The organism is Pseudomonas kitaguniensis (genome assembly GCF_049199985.1).
Taxonomy (GTDB): domain Bacteria; phylum Pseudomonadota; class Gammaproteobacteria; order Pseudomonadales; family Pseudomonadaceae; genus Aquipseudomonas; species Aquipseudomonas kitaguniensis.
On the sequence record NZ_JBLZPT010000004.1, the window covers coordinates 191,614 to 212,837 of the forward strand.

At 58.8% G+C, this 21,224-nt stretch carries 24 protein-coding genes; 15 read left to right on the forward strand and 9 right to left on the reverse strand.

The genetic code is table 11. The features are described from left to right. Positions 1-114: 114 nt before the first annotated feature. Positions 115-966, reverse strand: coding sequence for a glycine betaine ABC transporter substrate-binding protein (locus ACOZK9_RS08015; RefSeq protein ID WP_058411725.1), 852 nt, complete (start codon positions 964-966; stop codon positions 115-117). A gap of 333 nt (positions 967-1,299) precedes the next feature. Here ACOZK9_RS08015 and ACOZK9_RS08020 point away from each other — a divergent pair, with 333 nt between their 5' ends. Then, complete coding sequence (locus tag ACOZK9_RS08020; RefSeq protein WP_421555598.1) at positions 1,300-2,853, forward strand: glycoside hydrolase family 17 protein; 1,554 nt, start codon at positions 1,300-1,302, stop codon at positions 2,851-2,853. A 97-nt stretch (positions 2,854-2,950) separates the two neighbouring features. On the opposite strand, the gene ACOZK9_RS08025 is transcribed toward ACOZK9_RS08020, so the two are convergent. Next, positions 2,951-3,319 carry a hypothetical protein gene (locus tag ACOZK9_RS08025; protein ID WP_122251039.1) on the reverse strand — a complete coding sequence of 123 codons (369 nt, stop codon included), beginning with the start codon at positions 3,317-3,319 and terminating at the stop codon, positions 2,951-2,953. Between the two features lie 235 nt (positions 3,320-3,554). On the opposite strand from ACOZK9_RS08025, the gene ACOZK9_RS08030 reads away from it, so the two are divergent. Together ACOZK9_RS08030 and ACOZK9_RS08035 are read left to right on the forward strand one after the other, a co-directional pair. Further along, positions 3,555-4,853, forward strand: a complete 1,299-nt coding sequence (locus ACOZK9_RS08030; protein WP_152747316.1) for a serine/threonine protein kinase — start codon at positions 3,555-3,557, stop codon at positions 4,851-4,853. Continuing rightward, positions 4,846-5,634, forward strand: a complete 789-nt coding sequence (locus ACOZK9_RS08035) for an MlaA family lipoprotein (RefSeq protein ID WP_172979884.1) — start codon at positions 4,846-4,848, stop codon at positions 5,632-5,634. Before ACOZK9_RS08030 ends, ACOZK9_RS08035 begins: the two co-directional genes overlap by 8 nt. Before the next feature lie 80 nt (positions 5,635-5,714). Here ACOZK9_RS08035 and ACOZK9_RS08040 read toward each other — a convergent pair whose 3' ends face one another. Next, the gene (locus tag ACOZK9_RS08040) at positions 5,715-6,629 is read right to left on the reverse strand and encodes a DUF808 domain-containing protein (protein ID WP_421555599.1); all 915 of its coding nucleotides are present in this window, start codon (positions 6,627-6,629) and stop codon (positions 5,715-5,717) included. Positions 6,630-6,763: 134 nt separating this feature from the next. Here ACOZK9_RS08040 and ACOZK9_RS08045 point away from each other — a divergent pair, with 134 nt between their 5' ends. Both ACOZK9_RS08045 and ACOZK9_RS08050 read left to right on the forward strand, forming a co-directional pair. Further along, entirely contained in the window at positions 6,764-7,369 is a 606-nt protein-coding gene (locus tag ACOZK9_RS08045) for a TetR/AcrR family transcriptional regulator (protein WP_421555600.1), read from the forward strand. Between the two features lie 210 nt (positions 7,370-7,579). Continuing rightward, positions 7,580-8,038 (forward strand): REP-associated tyrosine transposase, encoded by a 459-nt coding sequence (locus tag ACOZK9_RS08050; protein ID WP_152751897.1) that lies wholly within the window; start codon positions 7,580-7,582, stop codon positions 8,036-8,038. A gap of 137 nt (positions 8,039-8,175) precedes the next feature. Here ACOZK9_RS08050 and ACOZK9_RS08055 read toward each other — a convergent pair whose 3' ends face one another. After that, positions 8,176-8,616, reverse strand: coding sequence for a GlcG/HbpS family heme-binding protein (locus ACOZK9_RS08055; RefSeq protein WP_122251112.1), 441 nt, complete (start codon positions 8,614-8,616; stop codon positions 8,176-8,178). Between the two features lie 238 nt (positions 8,617-8,854). On the opposite strand from ACOZK9_RS08055, the gene gcl reads away from it, so the two are divergent. From gcl to ACOZK9_RS08080, 5 genes are all read left to right on the forward strand, one after another. Further along, the gene (gcl, locus tag ACOZK9_RS08060; RefSeq protein WP_152751853.1) at positions 8,855-10,630 is read left to right on the forward strand and encodes a glyoxylate carboligase; all 1,776 of its coding nucleotides are present in this window, start codon (positions 8,855-8,857) and stop codon (positions 10,628-10,630) included. 10 nt (positions 10,631-10,640) lie between these two features. Then, complete coding sequence (gene hyi, locus ACOZK9_RS08065) at positions 10,641-11,423, forward strand: hydroxypyruvate isomerase (protein WP_152751851.1); 783 nt, start codon at positions 10,641-10,643, stop codon at positions 11,421-11,423. 19 nt (positions 11,424-11,442) lie between these two features. Continuing rightward, a complete protein-coding gene (locus tag ACOZK9_RS08070) occupies positions 11,443-12,333 on the forward strand; it encodes a 2-hydroxy-3-oxopropionate reductase (RefSeq protein ID WP_152747310.1) in 891 nt (296 codons plus the stop codon). A gap of 103 nt (positions 12,334-12,436) precedes the next feature. After that, positions 12,437-13,261: an ion transporter gene (locus ACOZK9_RS08075; RefSeq protein ID WP_058411737.1), complete on the forward strand. Its 825-nt coding sequence runs from the start codon at positions 12,437-12,439 to the stop codon at positions 13,259-13,261. 105 nt (positions 13,262-13,366) lie between these two features. Next, positions 13,367-14,371: a sulfate ABC transporter substrate-binding protein gene (locus tag ACOZK9_RS08080; protein ID WP_058411738.1), complete on the forward strand. Its 1,005-nt coding sequence runs from the start codon at positions 13,367-13,369 to the stop codon at positions 14,369-14,371. Positions 14,372-14,437: 66 nt separating this feature from the next. On the opposite strand, the gene ACOZK9_RS08085 is transcribed toward ACOZK9_RS08080, so the two are convergent. Further along, complete coding sequence (locus ACOZK9_RS08085; protein ID WP_058411739.1) at positions 14,438-15,061, reverse strand: DUF5666 domain-containing protein; 624 nt, start codon at positions 15,059-15,061, stop codon at positions 14,438-14,440. A gap of 178 nt (positions 15,062-15,239) precedes the next feature. Here ACOZK9_RS08085 and ACOZK9_RS08090 point away from each other — a divergent pair, with 178 nt between their 5' ends. After that, positions 15,240-16,436, forward strand: a complete 1,197-nt coding sequence (locus ACOZK9_RS08090) for an MFS transporter (RefSeq protein WP_152748473.1) — start codon at positions 15,240-15,242, stop codon at positions 16,434-16,436. 6 nt (positions 16,437-16,442) lie between these two features. Here the strand turns inward: ACOZK9_RS08090 and ACOZK9_RS08095 are convergent, their stop codons facing one another. The 3 genes from ACOZK9_RS08095 to phnN form a co-directional block, all read right to left on the reverse strand. After that, positions 16,443-16,847: a type II toxin-antitoxin system HicB family antitoxin gene (locus ACOZK9_RS08095; RefSeq protein ID WP_053130578.1), complete on the reverse strand. Its 405-nt coding sequence runs from the start codon at positions 16,845-16,847 to the stop codon at positions 16,443-16,445. Between the two features lie 11 nt (positions 16,848-16,858). After that, complete coding sequence (locus tag ACOZK9_RS08100) at positions 16,859-17,047, reverse strand: type II toxin-antitoxin system HicA family toxin (RefSeq protein WP_421555601.1); 189 nt, start codon at positions 17,045-17,047, stop codon at positions 16,859-16,861. 343 nt (positions 17,048-17,390) lie between these two features. Next, positions 17,391-17,960: a phosphonate metabolism protein/1,5-bisphosphokinase (PRPP-forming) PhnN gene (gene phnN / locus ACOZK9_RS08105; RefSeq protein WP_421555602.1), complete on the reverse strand. Its 570-nt coding sequence runs from the start codon at positions 17,958-17,960 to the stop codon at positions 17,391-17,393. Positions 17,961-18,225: 265 nt separating this feature from the next. Between phnN and ACOZK9_RS08110 the strand changes: the two genes are divergently transcribed. After that, entirely contained in the window at positions 18,226-18,501 is a 276-nt protein-coding gene (locus tag ACOZK9_RS08110) for a DUF6124 family protein (RefSeq protein WP_152747305.1), read from the forward strand. A gap of 166 nt (positions 18,502-18,667) precedes the next feature. Next, positions 18,668-19,072, forward strand: a complete 405-nt coding sequence (locus ACOZK9_RS08115; protein WP_152747304.1) for an NUDIX hydrolase — start codon at positions 18,668-18,670, stop codon at positions 19,070-19,072. Between the two features lie 8 nt (positions 19,073-19,080). Here the strand turns inward: ACOZK9_RS08115 and ACOZK9_RS08120 are convergent, their stop codons facing one another. Next, positions 19,081-19,671 (reverse strand): histidine phosphatase family protein, encoded by a 591-nt coding sequence (locus ACOZK9_RS08120; protein WP_152747303.1) that lies wholly within the window; start codon positions 19,669-19,671, stop codon positions 19,081-19,083. Between the two features lie 380 nt (positions 19,672-20,051). Between ACOZK9_RS08120 and ACOZK9_RS08125 the strand changes: the two genes are divergently transcribed. Together ACOZK9_RS08125 and ACOZK9_RS08130 are read left to right on the forward strand one after the other, a co-directional pair. Next, positions 20,052-20,705 carry a hypothetical protein gene (locus ACOZK9_RS08125; protein WP_152747302.1) on the forward strand — a complete coding sequence of 218 codons (654 nt, stop codon included), beginning with the start codon at positions 20,052-20,054 and terminating at the stop codon, positions 20,703-20,705. A gap of 21 nt (positions 20,706-20,726) precedes the next feature. Next, on the forward strand, positions 20,727-21,224 hold the full coding sequence (locus tag ACOZK9_RS08130; protein ID WP_421555603.1) for a PAAR domain-containing protein: 498 nt from the start codon (positions 20,727-20,729) through the stop codon (positions 21,222-21,224).

The window sequence follows — 21,224 nt, forward strand, 5'->3', positions numbered from 1 at the left end:
TCAAACTCAATGTGGGAAGGGGCTTGCTACCGGTAGCGATGTGCCAGTTGAAACATCTTTGACTGACGCATCGCCATCGTCAGCAACCCCCTCCCACAGGGTTACATCGGCGTGTTATTTAGCGGTCCACTCGGCCACGCGCTCAGGGTGCTTGGCGACCCAGTCTTTGGCCGCGGCTTCAGGCTTGGCGCCGTCTTGAATGGCGAGCATGACTTCGCCGATTTCATCCTTGGAGGCCCACTGGAATTTCTTCAGGAAGGCTACGACTTCCGGCGCTTTCTTCTCAAGGCCCTTGCTGCCAATGCTGTTAACGGTTTCAGCAGCACCATAAATGCCTTTCGGATCGTCGAGGAAACGCAGTTTCCACTTGGCGAACATCCAGTGGGGCACCCAACCGGTCACCGCAATGGAGTCTTGCTTGTCTTCGGCACGGGTCAGTTCGGCGATCATCGCGGCGCCTGAGCTGGCTTGCAGTTTGTAGTCCAGGCCGTAGGCTTTGATCGCCTCGTCGGTCTTGAGCATTACGCCTGAACCGGCGTCGATGCCGACGATTTTGTTCTTGAAGGTGGTGTCGGTCTTGAGGTCTTCGATGGACTTGGCTTTGACGTACTCCGGCACGATCAAGCCAATTTTCGCATCCTTGAAGTTGGGGCCGTAGTCGACCACCTTGTCCTTGTTCTTGGCCCAGTACTCACCGTGGGTCACGGGCAGCCAGGCCGAGAGCATCGCATCGAGCTTGCCGGTGGCCACGCCCTGCCACATGATCCCGGTGGCCACGGCTTGCAGTTTCACGTCATAACCGAGCTTTTGCTTGATCACCTCTGCCGCCACATGCGTGGTGGCAACGCTGTCGGACCAGCCATCTACGTAGCCGATGCTCAGGGTTTTGCTGTCGGCGCTGGCCAGTGTGGAGCCCATCGCAACTACCAGAGTGGCAGCTGCGCCCAAGAGTCGTCGCATCTTCATATTACTTCCCCGAAAGTGCTGCGCCCGACGGATGCCGGGCGACGTCAACCTGTTGTTCGGTGGTGCGCCGCGCACCCTTCACGCGCATCGATCCGGTTGCGGCGGCATCAGTTGCGTGCTGACTCTTTGATCATCAACCTGCCGGGGCGTTAGTCCTGCTCTGACTGCGACCTCTGGTCAGCCAGTAACGACATCACATCGCCAGCAGCGACGATTTACAGGCCATCGCAACAGAATCCCGCCCGAACTTTGCATGTCAAAATCATGCAGCCCCACTGGAACCGGCTAAATCCGGGTAAGATGCGCGCCTTTGCTCCTCCAGATAAGCCGACCATGCCCGCGACTGCACGCTTCCCTGCCCTGCCCTATTGTTTCGCCTTGATCCTCGGCTTGCTGGCCCTTGTGGGCTATTGGTATGGCCTCGGCCGGCCAGTGGTGTTGCCGGACGTCGCCAGCGCCAGCCACAAAATGCAGTGCGCCTCTTATACGCCGTTCGACAAGGACCAGTCGCCGTTCGACCAGCCGTTCACACTGCGCCCCGAGCGCATGGACGCCGACCTGGCGCTGCTGGCGACTCGCTTTGAATGCATCCGCACCTACTCCATGACCGGCCTGGAAGCCTTGCCGGGCCTGGCGCGCAAGCACGGGTTGAAGTTGATGATCGGCGCCTGGGTCAGCAGTGACCCGGTGATGACCGAAAAGGAAGTCGACCTGTTGATCGTCTCCGCCAACGCCAACCCTGACGTGGTGACCTCGGTCATCGTCGGCAACGAAGCCCTGTTGCGCAAAGAAGTCACCGCCAAACAACTGGTGACGTTGATTCACAAGGTCAAAAGCCAGATCAAGCAGCCGGTCACCTATGCCGACGTGTGGGAGTTCTGGCTGAAACACCCGGAAATCGCCCCGGCGGTGGACTTTTTGACCATCCACCTGCTGCCCTACTGGGAAGATGACCCGTCGGGCATCGACCAGGCGCTCAAGCATGTGGGCGACGTACGCCAGACCTTCGGCAACAAATTTGCGCCCAAAGACGTGCTGATCGGCGAGACCGGCTGGCCCAGCGAAGGCCGCCAGCGCGAAACCGCAGTGCCGAGCCGGGTCAACGAAGCCAGGTTCATGCGCGGCTTTGTGGCCATGGCTGAAGCGAATGGCTGGCATTACAACCTGATCGAAGCCTTTGACCAACCGTGGAAACGCGCCAGTGAAGGCGCGGTCGGCGGGTACTGGGGTTTGTTTGATGCAGACCGCCAGGACAAGGGCATCCTCGCCGGCCCGGTGACCAATGTGCCGTACTGGCCGCTGTGGTTGGGCACCGGCGCAATCATCCTGCTCGGCACCCTGGTGCTCGGTGGCCGCGTGCGCAGCACTCGCTCAGCGTGGCTGTTGCCATTGCTCGGCGCTGTCGCAGCCTGCTCCATCGGCACCTGGGCCGAACTGACCCGCGTGACCGCACGCTCCAACGATGAATGGGTGTGGGCCGGGTTGCTAATAGTGTTGAACCTGTTGGTGCTGGCGCATGCTGCACTGGCATTGAGCGCCCGCGAAGGTTGGCGCCAGCGCGCGTTCAACTGGCTTGAACAGCGCGCCGGCTGGCTGGTCGCAATCGCCGGGTTTGCCGGTGCAGTGATGATGCTGGCGCTGGTGTTTGACCCGCGTTATCGCAGCTTCCCAAGTGCCGCGTTGCTGCTGCCGGCGCTGGTGTACCTGGTGCGCCCGGTGCACGGGCCACGTCGGGAGATTGCGCTACTGACCTTCATCATCGGCGCAGGCATTGCGCCGCAGCTTTACCGTGAAGGCTTGCTGAACCAGCAGGCGTGGGGTTGGGCGCTGGTCAGCGGGTTGATGGTGGTGGCGTTGTGGCGTTGCTTGCGGGTGCGCAAGGTTTAGAACCGCTATCGCGAGCAAGCCCGCTCCCACACTTGAATGCATTCCAGAGTGTGCACTCGGTCAACTGTGGGAGCGGGCTTGCTCGCGATTGTCCCTGTCAGGCAACCCGCGGCTTCCTGACCAACCGCAACCCCGCAATCACCACCGCAAACACCGCAAATGTGGTGTTATACAACGCCAACGCCGGCAACCCGAACACCAAACCCAGCACCGCCAAGCCCCAGCCCACACGGCCCGGCACAAAAAACGCGAGCACCGACGTGGCCAACGCAGCCCAGCCCAACACGTTGAAGTGAATCATCAGCCCAAGGCTTGAACGCAGTTGGCATTCCCAGCGGCTCGCATCATCGGCACAGATGCCCACCCACTGGCTGTCCTCCATAAAACCGTAACGTGCGCCATAACTGGCGGCCAGCCATAACGGCAGGGCAATAAGCAGCAAAATCAACGGCAAGCGGCGGGACATTGGGGCACTCCGATAGGCAAAACGGCGCTCAGCTTAATCCCACGGCCGCCTTTAGCAAGGTGTCTGCACAGATAAGTATTCATCCAAGCGTCACAAAGTGTATCGTCTCGCAACTATTACCCCGATTCCGACGTTATTTTCCGATTTTTCGTGCCGAAAGCTGGCACTTCGGTGGCAACGCGGTGGTCATAGCCTGCGAACTTCATTCAGCACGTTTCCTCTTAGGGATTAAGTCATGCTCCGTTCCTTGCGCTGCGCTGCCTTACTGGGCAGCCTTTTTTTGAGTGCGTCAGCACTGGCCGTCGATATAGACCAAGCCACCTATGGCTTCCCTTTGACCAACCCGTTCGAAGCGACCATCGCCACCACGCCGCCTGACCTTCGGCCTAAATTGCCGACGGACGACGAGATCAACCAGTCCGACTACACGCTGAACATGCGCCCCGAGCGCGAGTTCAGCCTGCCGGACAACTTCTGGGCGGTGAAAAAACTCACCTACCGCATCGCCAAGCAAGACCACGCCGCGCCGCTGATCTTCCTGATCGCCGGTACCGGTGCGCGGTTTGATAGCAGCATCAACGAATACCTGAAAAAACTCTATTACCAGGCCGGCTACCACGTGGTGCAACTGTCGTCGCCGACCAGCTTCGACTTCATCAGCGCCGCCTCGCGCTTCGCCACGCCGGGTATCACCCAGGAAGACGCCGAAGACATGTACCGCGTGATGCAAGCCGTGCGCGCGCAGAACGCCTCACTGCCGGTGACCGACTTCTACCTCACCGGTTACAGCCTGGGCGCTCTGGACGCGGCGTTTGTGAGCAAACTCGACGAGACCCGTCGCAGCTTCAACTTCAAGAAAGTGTTGCTGCTGAACCCGCCGGTCAACCTCTATACCTCGATCACCAACCTCGACAAGCTGGTGCAAACCGAGGTCAAGGGCATCAACAACACCACCACCTTTTATGAGCTGGTGCTGAACAAGCTAACGCGTTACTTCCAGCAAAAGGGTTACATCGACCTCAACGACGCCCTGCTCTACGACTTCCAGAACTCCAAGCAGCACCTGACCAATGAACAGATGGCCATGCTGATCGGTACTTCGTTCCGCTTCTCGGCGGCCGACATTGCCTTCACTTCGGACCTGATCAACCGTCGCGGCCTGATCATCCCGCCCAAATACCCGATCACCGAAGGCACCAGCCTCACGCCGTTCCTCAAACGCGCGCTGCAATGTGACTTCGACTGCTACCTGACCGAACAAGTAATCCCGATGTGGCGCGCGCGCTCCGACGGCGGCAGCCTGCTGCAACTGGTCGATCAGGTGAGCCTGTATGCCCTCAAGGATTACCTGCACACCAGCCCGAAAATCGCCGTGATGCACAACGCCGACGACGTGATCCTCGGCCCTGGCGACTTGGGTTTTCTGCGTAAAACCTTCGGCGATCGCTTGACCGTCTACCCGCTGGGCGGCCACTGCGGCAACCTTAATTACCGCGTCAACGCCGACGCCATGCTGGAGTTCTTCCGTGGCTAAATATCTTCTGCTGCTCGCCGCCCTGATGTGTGCGGGCGTCGCCAATGCCGACAACAGCAAGGCGCACGAACCGGTCAAGGTCGATAACGACGGTTTCAAAGAGCCGTTGACCAAGCTCAAGTTCAACCCGGGCCTGGACCAGCGTGAGTTCGAACGTTCGTCACTGACGGCGCTCAACGTCTATGACCCGCTGGAGTCGTGGAACCGCCGCGTGTACCACTTCAACTACCGCTTCGACCAGTGGGTGTTCCTGCCAGTGGTGGATGGTTACCGCTATATCACACCGAGCTTCCTGCGCACCGGCGTGAGCAACTTTTTCAACAATTTGGGCGACGTGCCGAACCTGGTGAACAGCCTGTTGCAACTCAAGGGCCACCGCTCGCTGGAAACCACCGGGCGCCTGTTGCTTAACACCACTATCGGCATCGCCGGCCTGTGGGACCCGGCCACCGCCATGGGCCTGCCGCGCCAGAGCGAAGACTTCGGCCAAACGTTGGGTTTCTACGGCGTACCTGGCGGCGCCTATGTGATGCTGCCGATCTTCGGCCCATCGAACCTGCGCGACACCGGCGGCCTGCTCGTCGATTACAGTGCAGAGTCGCAGATCAACTTCCTGAACGTGTCCAAAGTCAGCGAAAACCACCCGGAAATCTGGGCTTTGCGCGCCGTCGACAAGCGCTACCAGACCAGCTTCCGCTACGGCCAGATGAACTCGCCGTTCGAGTATGAAAAGGTCCGCTACATTTACACCGAGTCGCGCAAGTTGCAGATCGCCGAGTAACCACCGTGACAAAAAAAGGCCATTCGATTGAATGGCCTTTTTTTATGGCGACGACTTTATGTGCCGACGATGCGAACCCGTCAGCGCTTTGCAGCTCGCCATACCTTGCCAATTACCTGAACCACGGCCAACACAATGGCCCCCGCAATTATCCCCGCCACCGCATTGAGCAGCGTAGGCATCAGCCACGCCAAGCCACCGGTGCTCTGGCTCACCGCCTCGATCCAGTGATGCACCGCCGGCACACCGTGAGTCAGAATGCCGCCGCCGACCATAAACATCGCCGCTGTGCCAATCACCGACAAGCTTTTCATCATGTAGGGCGCTACGCGCAAAATCGCCCCGCCGATGCTGCGCGCCGCTTGGCCTGGTTTTTCGGTCAGCCACAGGCCCAAGTCATCCAGCTTGACGATACCGGCCACCAGGCCGTAAACGCCGATGGTCATGACAATCGCGATGCCAGACAGCACGATGACCTGCTGCATCAGGGGTGCATCAGCCACGGTGCCGAGCGTGATGGCGATGATCTCGGCAGAGAGGATGAAGTCCGTACGGACCGCCCCCTTGATTTTATCCTTCTCGAAGGCCACCAGGTCGGTCGCAGGGTCGGCGACAGCTTTCACCACCTCGGCATGTTCAGCCTCAACGTCGGTTTTGCTGTGGAGGAATTTATGCGCGAGCTTTTCAAAGCCCTCGAAACACAAATATGCCCCACCAAGCATCAACAGCGGTGTTACCGCCCACGGTGCAAACGCACTGATCAACAAAGCGGTGGGCACCAGAATCAGCTTGTTGATAAACGAGCCCTTGGCGACCGCCCACACCACCGGAATTTCGCGTTCGGCACGCACTCCGGAAACCTGCTGGGCGTTAAGCGCAAGATCGTCGCCCAGCACACCGGCGGTCTTTTTTGCCGCCACTTTTGTCATCAGTGCAACGTCGTCGAGTACCGCGGCGATATCGTCGATCAAAACCAACAAGCTGCTTCCTGCCATGAATCGGGCTTCCATTAGGGAGAGAGGGGGCGAGCATAGCGCGGCCCAGCGCTTTGCGGGCACATTGTTGAGGCTGGCGCAAAGCCGGTGCTACCATGCGCAACCGCCTGTCTTGGCAAGGAAACTGCTGGTCTATGAGCACCATTCGCGAGCGCAACAAAGAAAAGATTTTGCGGGCGGCCAGCGAGGAGTTTGCCGACAAGGGCTTCGCCGCGACCAAAACCAGCGACATCGCCGCCAAGGCCGGGCTGCCCAAGCCCAACGTCTATTACTACTTCAAGTCCAAGGACAACCTCTACCGCGAGGTGCTCGAAAGCATTATCGAGCCGATCCTGGCGGCGTCCACGCCGTTTAACCCTGCGGGTGAGCCTTCGGTGGTGTTGAGCAATTACATCCGCTCGAAAATCCGCATCTCGCGCGACCTGCCGTTTGCCTCCAAGGTATTCGCCAGCGAAATCATGCACGGCGCGCCGCACTTGAGCGCCGAGCAGGTCGAGCAGCTCAACGCCCAAGCCAAACACAACATCAACTGCATCCAGCACTGGGTGGATCGCGGCCTGATCGCGACGATTGACCCCAATCACTTGATGTTCAGCATCTGGGCCGCGACCCAGACCTACGCGGATTTTGACTGGCAGATTTCCGCGGTGACCGGCAAGGCCAAGCTCGATGAAGCCGATTACGAGGCGGCGGCGCAGACGATTATCCGGTTGGTGCTCAAAGGCTGTGAGCCGGACTGATAGACCGCGCTGCCTGCACTAATCGCGAGCAAGCCCGCTCCCACAGTGGATCAGCGTTAGACACACATTGTATGAACACTGCAAATCCCCTGTGGGAGCGGGCTTGCTCGCGATAGCGCGCGTTCAGACACATCCTGCCCAAAGCCCGTAGATCAACCTCAGGCTCCCTCATCTAGCCTCTCAGAACACCCACTGAAGAGAGGCCAAGGAATGGCTGACCTCCCCGCTTCACACCGCCTGCGTATTGGCCGGTTCAGCGAACACAACCGCACCTACCTCATCACGACCAACCTCCACGAAAGGGTGCCAATATTCACTGATTTTCATCTCGGTCGATTAGTGGTCTCTCAATTTCGAATCGCTCAACATCAAGGGCTGGCCCACTCACTGGCGTGGGTCATCATGCCCGATCACTTCCACTGGCTGATCGAGCTACAAAAGGGCTCACTGAGCGACTTGATGTGCAAGGTGAAGTCCAAGAGCACACGAAGCGTGAACGGCGCCACAGGGCGTAAAGGTCGACTGTGGCAAACCAGTTTTCATGACCGAGCACTGCGCAAGGAAGATGATCTGGTAAAAATGGCCAGGTACGTGGTGGCCAATCCATTGCGCGCAGGGCTGGTAAAGCGCATCGGCGACTACCCGCTATGGGACGCGGTTTGGGTGTAGAACAGAGACCGCGTTGCGCCCATCGCGAGCAAGCCCGCTCCCACAGTGGGCTGCAGTGTTCATACATTGTGTGTCCGACGCTGATCCACTGTGGGAGCGGGCTTGCTCGCGATGAGGCCCTGCCATTCACCCAACCATCAGACCGGCAGCCCGGCATCCGCCAACAACCCCACCCCCTCGATCGCTGTAATCGCGCACTGCTCGTCAATATCCGACGTGTCCCCGCTGATTCCCATCGCGCCCAGCACCCGGCCGTCCTGGTCCCGAATCAACACCCCTCCCGGCGCAGGCACCACGCTGCCCTGCCCCAGGCTGTTGAGCGCCGCGATAAACGCCGGGCGTTGCTGCGCGTCGAGTGCCAGCAGTCGCGAGCCCTTGCCCAACGCAATCGCGCCCCAGGCCTTGCCGATGGCGATGTAAGGGCGCAGCAGGCTGGCACCGTCTTCGCGTTGCAAGGTGATCAAGTGCCCGCCGCTGTCGAGTACCGCAATGGTCAGCGGTGCAGCCGAAAGACCACGCCCTGCGGTAAGGGCCTGACTGGTCAAGTGGGTGGCGAGTGTCAAGGTTAAAGCGCTCATGGGTGTGGTCCTGATTTTTATGGAGATACTCAACTCAGTAAATAGAACACAATATTTTTATAATTTGTATACGATATTTTCTTATATCGACCAAAAATCTTTAAAAAATAGCTTAAATCACCCTGTATCTCACGCAGACACCGTTGAATAAAATGCATTGACCTGTGCCTCCGCCCATGAATACACTCAATACAGAAAATATTGTATACAATTACAAAAACAAAGAGGCGCCAATACAATGACTAAAATGAGAGCAATCGAAGCCGCCGTCCTGGTGATGCGGCGTGAAGGTGTCGATACCGCCTTCGGCATCCCGGGCGCAGCAATCAACCCGCTGTATTCGGCATTGCAAAAGGTCGGTGGCATCGATCACGTGCTTGCTCGCCACGTTGAAGGCGCCTCGCACATGGCCGAGGGCTATACGCGCACCAAGGCCGGTAATATCGGCGTGTGCATCGGCACGTCAGGCCCGGCGGGTACCGACATGGTCACGGGTCTTTACAGCGCGTGGGCCGACTCGATTCCTATCCTGTGCATCACCGGGCAAGCGCCGCGGGCGCGGATGCACAAGGAAGACTTCCAGGCCGTCGACATCACCAGCATCGTCAAGCCGGTGACCAAATGGGCGAGCACGGTGATGGAGCCCGGCCAGGTGCCGTACGCGTTCCAGAAAGCCTTCTATGAAATGCGCTCCGGCCGCCCTGGGCCGGTGCTGATCGACTTGCCATTCGACGTGCAGATGGCCGAGATCGAATTCGACATTGACGCCTACCAACCGCTGCCTCTGGCCAAGCCACTGGCCACGCGCATTCAGGTCGAAAAAGCCCTGGCGCTGCTGGACCAGGCGGAACGCCCCTTGCTGGTGAGCGGCGGCGGCGTGATCAATGCTGACGCCAGCGAACTGCTGGTGGCGTTCGCCGAATTGACCGGCATACCGGTGATCCCAACGTTGATGGGCTGGGGCACGATCCCCGACGATCACCCGCTAATGGTGGGCATGGTCGGGCTGCAAACCTCGCACCGGTACGGCAACGCCACATTGCTCAAGTCGGACGTAGTGCTGGGCATTGGTAACCGTTGGGCCAACCGCCACACCGGTTCGGTGGAGGTGTACACCGAAGGCCGAAGGTTCATTCATGTCGACATCGAGCCGACGCAGATTGGCCGCGTATTTACCCCGGACTTGGGCATCGTCTCCGACGCTGGCGCCGCGCTGACAATGTTCATCGAGGTGGCCCGCGAGTGGAAAGCCGCAGGCTTACTCAAGGACCGCAGCGCCTGGTTGCATGACTGCCAGCAGCGCAAAGCGACGCTGCAGCGCAAGACCCACTTCGACAACGTGCCAGTCAAGCCGCAACGGGTGTACGAAGAGATGAACCAAGTGTTCGGCAAAGACACCTGCTATGTCAGCACCATAGGCCTGTCGCAGATTGCCGGCGCGCAGTTTCTGCATGTGTACAAGCCCCGACACTGGATCAACTGCGGCCAGGCCGGGCCGTTGGGCTGGACCATTCCCGCGGCGCTCGGCGTGGTCAAGGCCGACCCGACGCGCCAAGTGGTCGCGCTGTCGGGCGACTATGACTTCCAGTTCATGATCGAAGAACTGGCCGTGGGCGCGCAGTTCAAGCTGCCGTACATCCACGTGGTGGTGAACAATGCATACCTTGGGCTGATCCGCCAGGCCCAGCGCGGGTTTGCAATGGACTACTGCGTGCAGTTGGCGTTCGACAACCTCAACGCGCCGCAAATGAATGGCTATGGCGTGGACCACGTGGCGGTCGCCGAAGGCCTCGGCTGCAAGGCGCTGCGTGTGTTCGAGCCGGGCGAGATCGCACCGGCGTTGCGCAAGGCTCAGCACATGCTCGAAGCATTCAAGGTTCCGGTGATCGTAGAGATTATTCTGGAGCGCGTGACCAATATTTCGATGGGCACCGAGATCAACGCCGTCAACGAATTCGAAGACCTGGCGCTGGTGGGCAACGACGCGCCCACTGCCATTTCACTGCTCGATTAAGGAGAGCCCTATGCCGCGCTTTGCCGCCAACCTGTCCATGCTGTTTACCGAACAGGACTTTCTTGCCCGTTTCAAAGCGGCCGCCGACGCAAATTTCGAAGGTGTCGAATACCTGTTCCCGTATGAATTCAGCGCCGCCGAGATCAAAGCGCAACTGGACGCCAACGGCCTCACACAAGTGCTGTTCAACTTGCCGGCCGGTGACTGGGCCAAAGGCGAACGCGGCCTGGCGTGCCACCCCGACCGCGTCGAGGAATTCCGCGCCGGGGTCACGCTGGCCATCGCCTACGCGCACGTGCTGGGCAATACGCAGATCAACTGCCTGGCGGGCATTTGTCCCGCCGATGTGGATGACGCAACCCTGCAAAAAACCTTCGTCGCCAACCTCAAATATGCTGCGCACGCGCTGCAAGCAGCGGGCATCAAGCTGGTGATGGAGATGATCAACACCCGCGATATTCCGGGCTTTTATCTGAACAACACCGCGCAAGCCCTGGCGATTCGCGAACAGGTCGGCAGCACCAACCTGTTCCTGCAATACGACATCTATCACATGCAAATCATGGAAGGCGACCTGGCCCGCACCCTGGCGGCGCACTTGGGCGCGATCAACCACATTCAACTGGCCGACAACCCAGGGCGCAATGAACCAGGCACTGGCGAGATCAACTACCGCTTCCTGTTCGACCATTTGGACCGCATCGGTTATGCCGGTTGGGTCGGCTGTGAATACAAGCCGTTGACCACCACCGAAGCCGGTTTGGGTTGGCTCAACAGCCACCTCCCACAGTAGACCCACGAGGATATTGAACATGGCTAACATCGGATTTATCGGCACCGGAATCATGGGCGAACCCATGGCGGCGAACCTGCAAAAAGCCGGTCACCAACTGTTTCTGTCCGAACACCACGGCAAGGCTGCGCAAGCATTGCTTGATGCTGGCGCCGTGGCGCTGGCCAGCCCACAGCAGGTCGCGCAGCAAGCCGAGTTCATCATTGTGATGGTGCCCGACACCCCGCAGGTCGATGACGTGCTGTTCCGCGCCGAGGGTGTGGCCGCAGGCCTGGCACCGAACAAGGTGGTGATCGACATGAGTTCGATCTCGCCCACCGCCACCAAAACATTTGCCGCCAGAATCATCCAAACCGGCGCGCAGTACCTGGATGCGCCGGTGTCCGGTGGTGAAGTCGGCGCCAGGGCCGGCACCTTGAGCATCATGGTCGGGGGCACGCCGCAGACGTTTGAACGCGCCCTGCCGCTGTTTCAAAGTATGGGCAAAAACATCACCTTGGTCGGCGGCAATGGCGACGGGCAGACCGCCAAGGTCGCCAACCAAATCATCGTCGCACTGAACATTCAGGCAGTCGCCGAAGCGCTGTTGTTCGCCGCGAAGAACGGCGCCGACCCGGCCAAGGTGCGTGAAGCGCTGATGGGCGGCTTCGCTTCGTCGAAGATCCTCGACGTACACGGCGAGCGCATGATCAACGGCACCTTCGACCCGGGCTTTCGTATCAACCTGCACCAGAAGGACTTGAACCTGGCATTGGCTGGCGCCAAGGAACTGGGGATCAATTTGCCGAACACCGCCAGCACCCAGCAAGTGTTCAGCACCTGCGCGGCGATTGGCGGCGGCAACTGGGACCATTCCGCGCTGATCAAGGGGCTGGAGCATATGGCGAATTTTTCGATTCGCGATCAATAACCCTCCCACATTGGGTCCTGTTTGGCTGTCGACGTGGCAGCCCGCGTGGACAGCCCGTTCGAATCCCCCTAGGCTTGCTCGACATTCGATTCGGGCGGGATTTATGCGCAGCAACAACGACTGGCGTCAGCGGCTCTACGTCATGGTATTCCAGAGCGATACTGCCGCCGGGCGGCGCTTCGACAGCACCCTGTTACTGATCATCCTCGCAAGCCTGGTGATCGTAATCCTCGACAGCATCCAAACCGTCCACGACAACTACGCGAACGTGCTGGCCTACATCGAGTGGGGCTTCACCATCATTTTTGCCATCGAGTACGGGTTGCGCCTGTATTGCTCGCCTAAACCGTTGCGCTACGCCTTCAGCTTTTATGGGCTGGTGGATTTGCTGGCCATCGTGCCCGGTATCCTCGCGCTGTATTACAGCGACGCGCAGTACCTGCTGATCATCCGCATCATTCGGATGCTGCGAATTTTCCGCGTGCTCAAGCTCAGCCCGTATCTCAAACAAGCCAATTACCTGATGGCGGCGCTGCGCGGCAGCAAGCAGAAGATCGTGGTGTTTCTGGTCAGCGTGTGCACGCTGGTGACCGTATTCGGCACCCTGATGTACGTGATTGAAGGCCCGGCACACGGGTTTACCAGTATTCCCAAGGGCATCTATTGGGCCATCGTCACGCTGACCACCGTAGGCTTTGGCGACATCGTGCCGAAAACCCCGCTGGGCCAGGTGATTTCGTCGCTGGTGATGATTACCGGCTATTCGATCATCGCCGTGCCTACTGGCATATTCACCGCCGAACTGGCGAGCGCGATGCGCGGCGAACAACTGCAGCACGACTGCCCGGTGTGCAAAAAGAACAACCATGAGCCCAACGCGGCGTTTTGCTCACGCTGCGGCAATAATCTTTTCCCAAAATTGGAATAAGCACAGTTCGTTTTAATCTTTAAGCGTCTATGCAGGCCCGGCTATAGTCGCTGGCAAATTGCCCCCACGCAATCGACAACCTTCCCGAACAACAAGGAATGAGCAGTGAAAAAAATCCTCAGCGCGTCTCTCTTGGCCGCCGGCCTGGCCTTGGCCGGTGCCGTTCAGGCTGCACCGGTCACCCTGCTCAACGTCTCTTATGACGTGATGCGCGATTTCTACAAAGACTACAACGCCGCCTTCCAGAAACACTGGGAAGCCGAGCACCCGGACGACAAACTGACCTTGCAGATGTCCTTCGGCGGCTCCAGCAAGCAAGCCCGCTCGGTGATCGACGGCCTGCCGGCTGACGTCATCACCATGAACATGGCCACCGACATCAATGCCTTGGCAGACAACGGCAAACTGGTGCCCGACAACTGGGTCACGCGCCTGCCGAACAACAGCGCACCGTTCACCTCGGCCACCGTGTTTATCGTGCGCAAGGGCAACCCCAAAGCCCTGAAAGACTGGCCGGACCTGCTTAAAGATGGCGTGCAAGTGATCGTGCCTAACCCGAAAACCTCGGGTAACGGCCGCTACACCTACCTGTCGGCGTGGGGCTATGTGCTGAAGAACGGTGGCGACGAAGACAAAGCCAAGAAATTTGTTGGCGAGCTGTTCAAGCACGCGCCCGTGCTGGATACCGGCGGCCGCGCAGCCACCACCACGTTCATGACCAACCAGATCGGCGACGTGCTGGTGACTTTTGAAAACGAAGCGGAAATGATCGCGCGTGAGTTCGGCCGTGACCAGTTCGAAGTGATCTACCCAAGTGTCTCCGCCGAAGCCGAGCCGCCAGTGTCGGTGGTCGACAAAGTGGTCGAGAAAAAAGGCACCCGCGTGGCCGCCGAAGACTACCTGAAATACCTCTGGTCGCCGGAAGGCCAGGAAATCGCAGCCAACAACTACCTGCGCCCGCGTGACCCCAAGGTGTTGGCCAAGTACACCGACCGCTTCCCGAAAGTCGACTTCCTGTCGGTCGAGAAGACCTTTGGTGACTGGCGCACCGTGCAGAAAACCCACTTCAATGATGGCGGGGTTTTTGATCAGATTTACAGCGGTCAGTAAGCTCAAACTGTGAGAGGGGGCTTGCTCCCTCCCACACTTGGCCACATTTGGCTTTGGGTGTTGCCGTTACATCGGCGGTGTTACGCCGTCTTTACCGGCCGAAATAGCTTCAGCGGTGATGGTCCCGTCCGCGCCTTGCGCCGCAAACATCACCACCTTCACCCCCGGTTTGAGCAAGCTGCGATCCCCAGGTTCAAGGTTGACGATCGGCACATCCTCCGGCACCACGATCTTCTGCTCGCCGCCTTTGTATTTGACGGTCAACGTGCGCCCGTTGCTGACCACCAGGTCGCCGACGGTGCCGTTGGTCATGCTGCTGCCTTCTTTCAAGTCGAATGCGCGATGCCCGTCACCCGTGCCGGCCATGGCCGGTGGAAATACGTGTACTTCGAGCGCAGTCAGGGTGCCGTCGGCGTTGGGCATGGCGGCGGAACCGATGTAGCTGCCAGGCTTGATCTCATCGATCCTGGCCAAGGTGACGGCGCGCACTTGGGTGTCTTTGGTCAGGTGCACGGTGACTTGTTCACCGCTGTTGACCTTGACGTGCATCGCGTCGCCGTCCATCGCGGTGATGGCGCCGCGTACGCCGACGCGCGGGGCGTCGGCGGCATTGGCGGCATTGGCCAAGCCCATCGCCATGGCCGCGGCGAGGGTTGAAGCCATAAGCATCTTGTTCAGCGTGATTTTCATGAACGTAGATTTCCTGTTTCGGCAGTTGTGCCTGAATGTATCATTGGCGTTCGACTCAACAATTAACGTTTCAGTCATTAATTCCCGGCATGAATGTTATCGATGCTGGCGCCCTACTCCCGCTGCGGCGTTGTCTTTAATCTCGCACGCCACCTTCCTTCGCTTTAACGAGAACACCATGAACGCTACTCCACCTGCTACAAGCACCATGACCCGAGGCATGGTGATGCTGTTTGCGTTCTGTTGCGGCGCCATTGTTGCCAACATCTACTACGCCCAACCGATTATCGAGCTGATCGCGCCAGACATTGGCCTCACCCCGGCGATGGCCAGCCTGATCGTATCGCTGACGCAAATCGGCTACGCGCTGGGCTTGTTCTTTTTGGTGCCACTGGGCGACCTGCTGGAAAACCGCAGGCTGATGATCACCACCACCGTAGTGGCCATCGCCAGCCTGCTGGGCGCAGCGTTCACCGAGCAACCGAACCTGTTCCTGCTTGTGTCGCTGCTGATCGGTTTCAGTTCCGTCTCGGTGCAAATTCTGATTCCGCTGGCCGCCCACCTGGCCCCTGCCGAATCGCGTGGCCGCGTGGTCGGCAGCATCATGGGCGGCCTGCTGCTCGGTATCCTGCTGGCAAGGCCGGTGTCGAGCCTTGTGGCCGACCACTTCGGCTGGCGCGCGATGTTCATGGCCGCCGCCGCGTTGATGGCGTTTATCAGCGTGGTACTGCTGCTGACCATCCCCAAGCGACAGCCTGACCACAGCGCCAGCTACGGCCAACTGCTGCGCTCGCTGGGCACGCTGCTGCGGGAGCAACCGATACTGCGCCAACGCGCGTTCTATCAGGGCTGCATGTTCGCCGCCTTCAGCCTGTTCTGGACCGCAGCGCCTTTGGAACTGGCGCGCAACCACGGCCTGAGCCAAAGCCAAATCGCACTGTTTGCCCTGGTCGGTGCCTTGGGCGCCATCGCCGCGCCTGTCGCCGGCCGCCTCGCGGACGCTGGCCACACTCACCGCGCCTCGCTGCTGGCCATGCTGTTTGCCGCGTTGAGCTTTCTACCTGCCTTCGTGCACCCGCTGTACAGCGTGATCGGCCTGGCGGTCACCGGCGTGGTGTTGGACTTTTGCGTGCAGATGAACATGGTCCTCGGCCAACGCGCCATTTACACCCTGGACGCCAACAGCCGCAGCCGCCTGAACGCGCTGTACATGACCAGCATCTTCATCGGCGGAGCCTTCGGCTCGGCGATTGCCAGCAGCGTGTATCAACACGGCGGCTGGCTGGGCGTGGTGCTGATAGGCAGTGCCCTGCCGTTGATTGCGTTGTTGCGGTTCATGAGTGCGTCGCGGCAAACATCGGTCGCCACCGCCTGATTGCCGTCAAGAGCGCACCAACTTCTCCAAGGCCGCATCCGCCAGAAATGACGAGCGGCTTTTGACCTTGTGCTCGCGCACATAACGGTCGATTCGCTGGATGACATAACCGGGCAAGGTCACATTGACCTTCTCGGTCTTGCCCAGATAGGGCGAGATGTCCAACTCCAACATCCCCCAGCCCATCCCGGCGTAGTCTTCGTGGGCATGATGATTGGCCACTGACGTTGGCATCGGAATCACCCCGCCTTCGGCGGCTATTTCTTGCAACAGGATGTGCGCGACTTCGACCGCCGCGTTATAGGCCTCTTCAAAACTGTCCCCGGCGGTAACTGCGCCTGGGATGTCGGGGATCTGAATACCGGTGGCGGTGAAGTCATCGCCCCATTCAATACAGATTGGGTATTGCATGAATGCTCTCCTTAAAACTGAAGCAGCCCGGCGCGTTTCCTGATGCTGCTGACGGTGCCCATGGGCAGGTCTTTTTTCGGATGCGGCACCGGGATCGTGTACGGGTTATAGCGGTGAGTAAAAATACGATGACTGCACGTGACCCGATCCAGTACCCAACCCGCCTCTTGCAGCTCCTTGATCAATAACCTGCTTTGCACCTCAGCCTCCTTGGCTTGGCCTGAATAAAAGTAACCCTAGAGTTATATTAATTCAAGCACAGGATAGCGAAAGCGGATTGACGGGTGTATTGCGGAATATTGGAAACCAGCTGACTTACTTCCAAGAAGGCGCGAGCGTTTGCGAGGGATCTGTAAGGTTTACTGGCTCTGCACAGCCGTGTGAAAACGGGAAATACGCCTGTTTGCGTTGGGCGCGGCAGCCTGCAGAATGCGATTACGCGTGATTGGCTGACTCAGGACATGGACAGCCGTGCGTTGGGCGTCACGCCCAAAGGCCGTAAAGCGTTAGCGAGCCGGTTTGGCATAGGAGTATGAGAACACTTCAGGTGCACGCCGAGTGTGCGTGAAGCCAGCACAGCAAGCGCTCGACCGTATGCTCAAGCGGGCCGGAATTATCCAGCACCAATAATTCGCAACCGTTGCCCGCGGCCACCTCAGCCGTGAACCGCGCATTACGCGCCAGGCGCGCGTCGATGTCCGCCAACGACTCGCGCCCGCGGGCTATCAAGCGCTCGCGCAACACGCCTTGATCCACTGTCAGCAGCAACACCAGCAATGTGGGGTAACGCTCACGAGTCTGCGCCAAGTGCGCGCGCGAGCCATTGACCAGCACGTCGTCACCCGCCGCCAGCCACGCGTCGATGACCTTGGGAATGCCATAGGCCAACCCATTCGCGTGCCAACTGAGAGCAAACGCGCCCTCGGCCTGCATCGCGGCAAACTGCTCCGGGCTCACGCCTTGGGCCGCTTCGCCGGCAGCTTCCGCCGAGCGGGTGATCACGCGGCGCACGATGCGGCAGCCACGCTCGGCCAAGCGCGGGCGTGCGGCATCCAGCAGGCTGTCCTTGCCCGAACCCGAGGGTCCGATGAGATAGATCAACCTGCCTGCCATTAAAAATTCCTCTTCGCCTGGTGCCAGATGTGTTGCATTACAAAAAGCCGTTCGCGGCTTTTGGCCTCAGTATCCAGCATAAACCGGAAGATGGGCGTGAAGATCTGCCCTACACCGATTTCAGGTTGCGTCTGATCAACCTCGCCGCTAACCTTCGCGGGTCGCTGCAAAATCAGCGAACGGGTGTGGAAGCCCGAACTCTCCAGGCGTATAAGCGCCCATAGCCTTTAGTGGGCGCTTTTTTCATCACTCCCGGAGCATCCGTATGAAAAAAGTAACGCCTGACCCACTGTCGTCCACCTCGGAAATCACCCCACAATCTCCACCTCAAACAATCTTCACCGTCCGCCCCGGCCTCAGCACCGAAGCTGCATTAAGCAACGCCAGCGAGATGCTTGAATCGGCGACTGTGTGTGCTTACGACTGCGCCGAGCATCTGGCTGGCTCAGGTCGCAAGCAAGTGCTGGCGGTGGTGCAGATGATTGAGATTGCACAGTTGTTGGTGAATGAAGCGCTGAATCGGGAGTGCCCAGTAGCCTGACGGCTGAGCAGATCCCCTGTGGGAGGGGGCTTGCTCCCGATGGCGGTGTGTCAGCTGGATATTCACCCACTGAACCACCGCCATCGGGAGCAAGCCCCTCGCCACCGAGACTCTAAGGGCACGCGTAAACTTAGCGGGAGCCAAAAAGTATGGAAGACAACACTCAATGAGCATCGTCAAGGCTTGCCCTGTAGTCCTTCGAACCAAGCAATCTTTGGAAATTCTGGTTTTCGAACATCCCCTGGCTGGCTTCCAACTGGTCAAAGGCAGTGTAGAAAGCGGCGAAACCACAGCCGCCGCCGCTATTCGCGAGTTGCATGAAGAAGCGGGAATAACCGGCAACTTCATTCGGGAATTAGGAACCTGGCATGCAGAGATCACAGGGGACACTTGGGCATTTCACCAGTGCCAGATCTCGGCAGACCTTCCAGAGAGCTGGGTCCATTTCACCAAGGATGATGGAGGCCATCAGTTTCGATTTTTCTGGCATCCATTGAGCAGCGAACTCACCCAGGAGTGGCACCCGATTTTTCAGGGCGCGATGGCCTTTTTGAGGACTCGAGTAAGATGAGCCGTTTCTTAGTGACTTTCCAAAGGAGATATGAGCGGGGGCGCTGCAACGCTGAAGTCCTCTAAAACCAGCATCTCTCCATTTGAAAGCTGCCAATTAAAAAAATCCGAAAAGTCAGCTCGCCCTAACGCGCGAATCACCTTTGCTACAAAGCCATGGGCCACTAACAACACGACGGACTTTGGATAGAGCCCCGCCAGTTCGACCAGACCTTGGTGCACTCGGGCGACCACCTGCGCAATCGACTCGCCACCTGTTGGCCCAACCGTCCATTGCCGCGTGATGTTTTGCACCCATAGCAGCGGATGCATTGCCTTTGCTTCTGCCTGATTCAGCCCTTCAAATACGCCAACGTCACGCTCGCGAAAGCCGTCCATCGTCAGTGATTCAAGGTTCAAGTCATGGTTAAGAATCTGCGCGGTTTGCTGCGCCCGTAAGCGTGGGGAGACGATCATTACATCGATTCCGCAGGGTAGTTTCTTGCTGAGCGAGAAGGCTTGTTCCCTGCCCCGTTCGGTCAGTTCCGGATCGAGTGCGCCTAGATAGCGGTGCTCGGCATTAGCCCAGGTTTCACCGTGGCGTACGACATAGAGGTCCATGAAGCCCGTCTCGTTAAAAGGGAAAGAGGAATACAGATAACAAAGTCTTGGTGCTTCCGCGACTTTTCCTACGAACTCTGTGGCTTGCAGTTGCTATAAGTCACCGTTAGCCTTTCGCAGTCGCTGCTCATCAGCGATCGGGCTTGATCGCCCGGGTTAGAATGGCGCACAGTGCCGCGCAAGCGGCATTATCGTGCTCGCGTTATGGCGGGCTGTGCATGGGAGGGCTTAGGCCCTGCCGGGTTTCCATTCCCTGGTCGACCAACCTGCGTACAGCTCGCTACACCCGGAAAAAGTAATTGAACCCACGCACCATCCGGTGCAGACATCGCCTGAAATTACACGGACGTTATTAGTTAATGGACTCCTCACGAAGTGCCATGCCGACGCTGGCACCTGTGGTACAACACCCAAGCGGTTTGAAGAGCTCGCTCCGCCTTTACGGGTTGGTTCGTATAGTGGGAAGCAGCGATACCCCAGCCCGCGCGCCAGTCGAGATTCTTTGCACACCCTGCGGTAAGGGTAATGCCGTACAAGCATTCGTGTCGCGATTGGACGCCGAGCTAGTCGCCCGCTCAATGCTAACCAGCGGCTACCGCGTCATCCCTTTAGCCCGATTCGATCCCACTGATGTTATTCACGCCCACCAGGGCTGGCTCAGCGTCTTTCTGTGCTGCGGACTGAGTTCACAGGGTGGCTCCCTGTACCTCGAAAGTGGTGGATTAAAGAGCCTTGGTTGGTTTGTCCACACACAGACCGGCCCGTGGACCCCCGGTCGATTTTTGCATTGGGGTGAGGAAGTCGCGCAGATACTGCTTGATGCCTACCGCAGCGTTGGCATGCCCAATTACAACGAGTGGCTAAACCAGCTCGATGATTACTCAACTTACGCCATGGATAACTGCGTTGAGATCGCATGGCGAGCACTTGAGGACTGCAGTCCGACCCAAGAAAACCATCGAGCTATGTACAACCTCATGGATGAAAGCTGGCGACTTTCAGAAATCCCGATTGACCTCTTCTCCCCCCTGTGAATAGCTGAAAAGGACGTTCTCATGAGTGGCAAACCTGCTGCGCGCATCACAGACCCTACAGCGTGCCCAGTTCCGGGTCACGGTACCAATTCGCTGGTAACCGGCTCATCAGATGTGATCTTCGAAGGCTTGGGCGCTGCCCGCTTAAACGACACTTCAGCTTGCGGAAGCCCGATTACCAGCGGCGTATCTTCAACTGTTTTTATCAATGGTTTCAATGCCGCCACCGTCGGCAGCGTTGGCGCTCATGGCAACACTGTAACGGCAGGCGCCAGCACCATCATTATCGGTGACACCTTTGTGCCAGCGCCCTTCAGTGGGTTATCGTCGATGCCGGTACACTTCAGCGACAAGATAAAATTGGTCGACGAAGCTACGGGTGAACCCATGCCCAAACATGCTTACTGTATCCAGCGCGCTAACGGTAGCATTGAACATGGCGTCAGTGATGCGCTGGGCTACACCCATGTAGTGAGTTCGCATCTGGCTGAAAGTATCAAATTATTTTTGGAAGATTGA

Coding starts and splice junctions, on each gene's coding strand:
- ACOZK9_RS08015 (WP_058411725.1), bottom strand. CDS start 966: ATGAAGATGCGACGACTCTTGGGCGCAGCTGCCACTCTGGTAGTTGCG.
- ACOZK9_RS08070 (WP_152747310.1), top strand. CDS start 11,443: ATGGCTAACATCGGATTTATCGGCACCGGAATCATGGGCGAACCCATG.
- phnN (WP_421555602.1), bottom strand. CDS start 17,960: ATGGCAGGCAGGTTGATCTATCTCATCGGACCCTCGGGTTCGGGCAAG.
- ACOZK9_RS08050 (WP_152751897.1), top strand. CDS start 7,580: ATGGCTGACCTCCCCGCTTCACACCGCCTGCGTATTGGCCGGTTCAGC.
- ACOZK9_RS08030 (WP_152747316.1), top strand. CDS start 3,555: ATGCTCCGTTCCTTGCGCTGCGCTGCCTTACTGGGCAGCCTTTTTTTG.
- ACOZK9_RS08025 (WP_122251039.1), bottom strand. CDS start 3,319: ATGTCCCGCCGCTTGCCGTTGATTTTGCTGCTTATTGCCCTGCCGTTA.
- gcl (WP_152751853.1), top strand. CDS start 8,855: ATGACTAAAATGAGAGCAATCGAAGCCGCCGTCCTGGTGATGCGGCGT.
- ACOZK9_RS08120 (WP_152747303.1), bottom strand. CDS start 19,671: ATGGACCTCTATGTCGTACGCCACGGTGAAACCTGGGCTAATGCCGAG.
- ACOZK9_RS08125 (WP_152747302.1), top strand. CDS start 20,052: ATGCCGACGCTGGCACCTGTGGTACAACACCCAAGCGGTTTGAAGAGC.
- ACOZK9_RS08130 (WP_421555603.1), top strand. CDS start 20,727: ATGAGTGGCAAACCTGCTGCGCGCATCACAGACCCTACAGCGTGCCCA.
- ACOZK9_RS08020 (WP_421555598.1), top strand. CDS start 1,300: ATGCCCGCGACTGCACGCTTCCCTGCCCTGCCCTATTGTTTCGCCTTG.
- ACOZK9_RS08045 (WP_421555600.1), top strand. CDS start 6,764: ATGAGCACCATTCGCGAGCGCAACAAAGAAAAGATTTTGCGGGCGGCC.
- ACOZK9_RS08110 (WP_152747305.1), top strand. CDS start 18,226: ATGAAAAAAGTAACGCCTGACCCACTGTCGTCCACCTCGGAAATCACC.
- ACOZK9_RS08115 (WP_152747304.1), top strand. CDS start 18,668: ATGAGCATCGTCAAGGCTTGCCCTGTAGTCCTTCGAACCAAGCAATCT.
- hyi (WP_152751851.1), top strand. CDS start 10,641: ATGCCGCGCTTTGCCGCCAACCTGTCCATGCTGTTTACCGAACAGGAC.
- ACOZK9_RS08040 (WP_421555599.1), bottom strand. CDS start 6,629: ATGGCAGGAAGCAGCTTGTTGGTTTTGATCGACGATATCGCCGCGGTA.
- ACOZK9_RS08090 (WP_152748473.1), top strand. CDS start 15,240: ATGAACGCTACTCCACCTGCTACAAGCACCATGACCCGAGGCATGGTG.
- ACOZK9_RS08055 (WP_122251112.1), bottom strand. CDS start 8,616: ATGAGCGCTTTAACCTTGACACTCGCCACCCACTTGACCAGTCAGGCC.
- ACOZK9_RS08095 (WP_053130578.1), bottom strand. CDS start 16,847: ATGCAATACCCAATCTGTATTGAATGGGGCGATGACTTCACCGCCACC.
- ACOZK9_RS08075 (WP_058411737.1), top strand. CDS start 12,437: ATGCGCAGCAACAACGACTGGCGTCAGCGGCTCTACGTCATGGTATTC.
- ACOZK9_RS08085 (WP_058411739.1), bottom strand. CDS start 15,061: ATGAAAATCACGCTGAACAAGATGCTTATGGCTTCAACCCTCGCCGCG.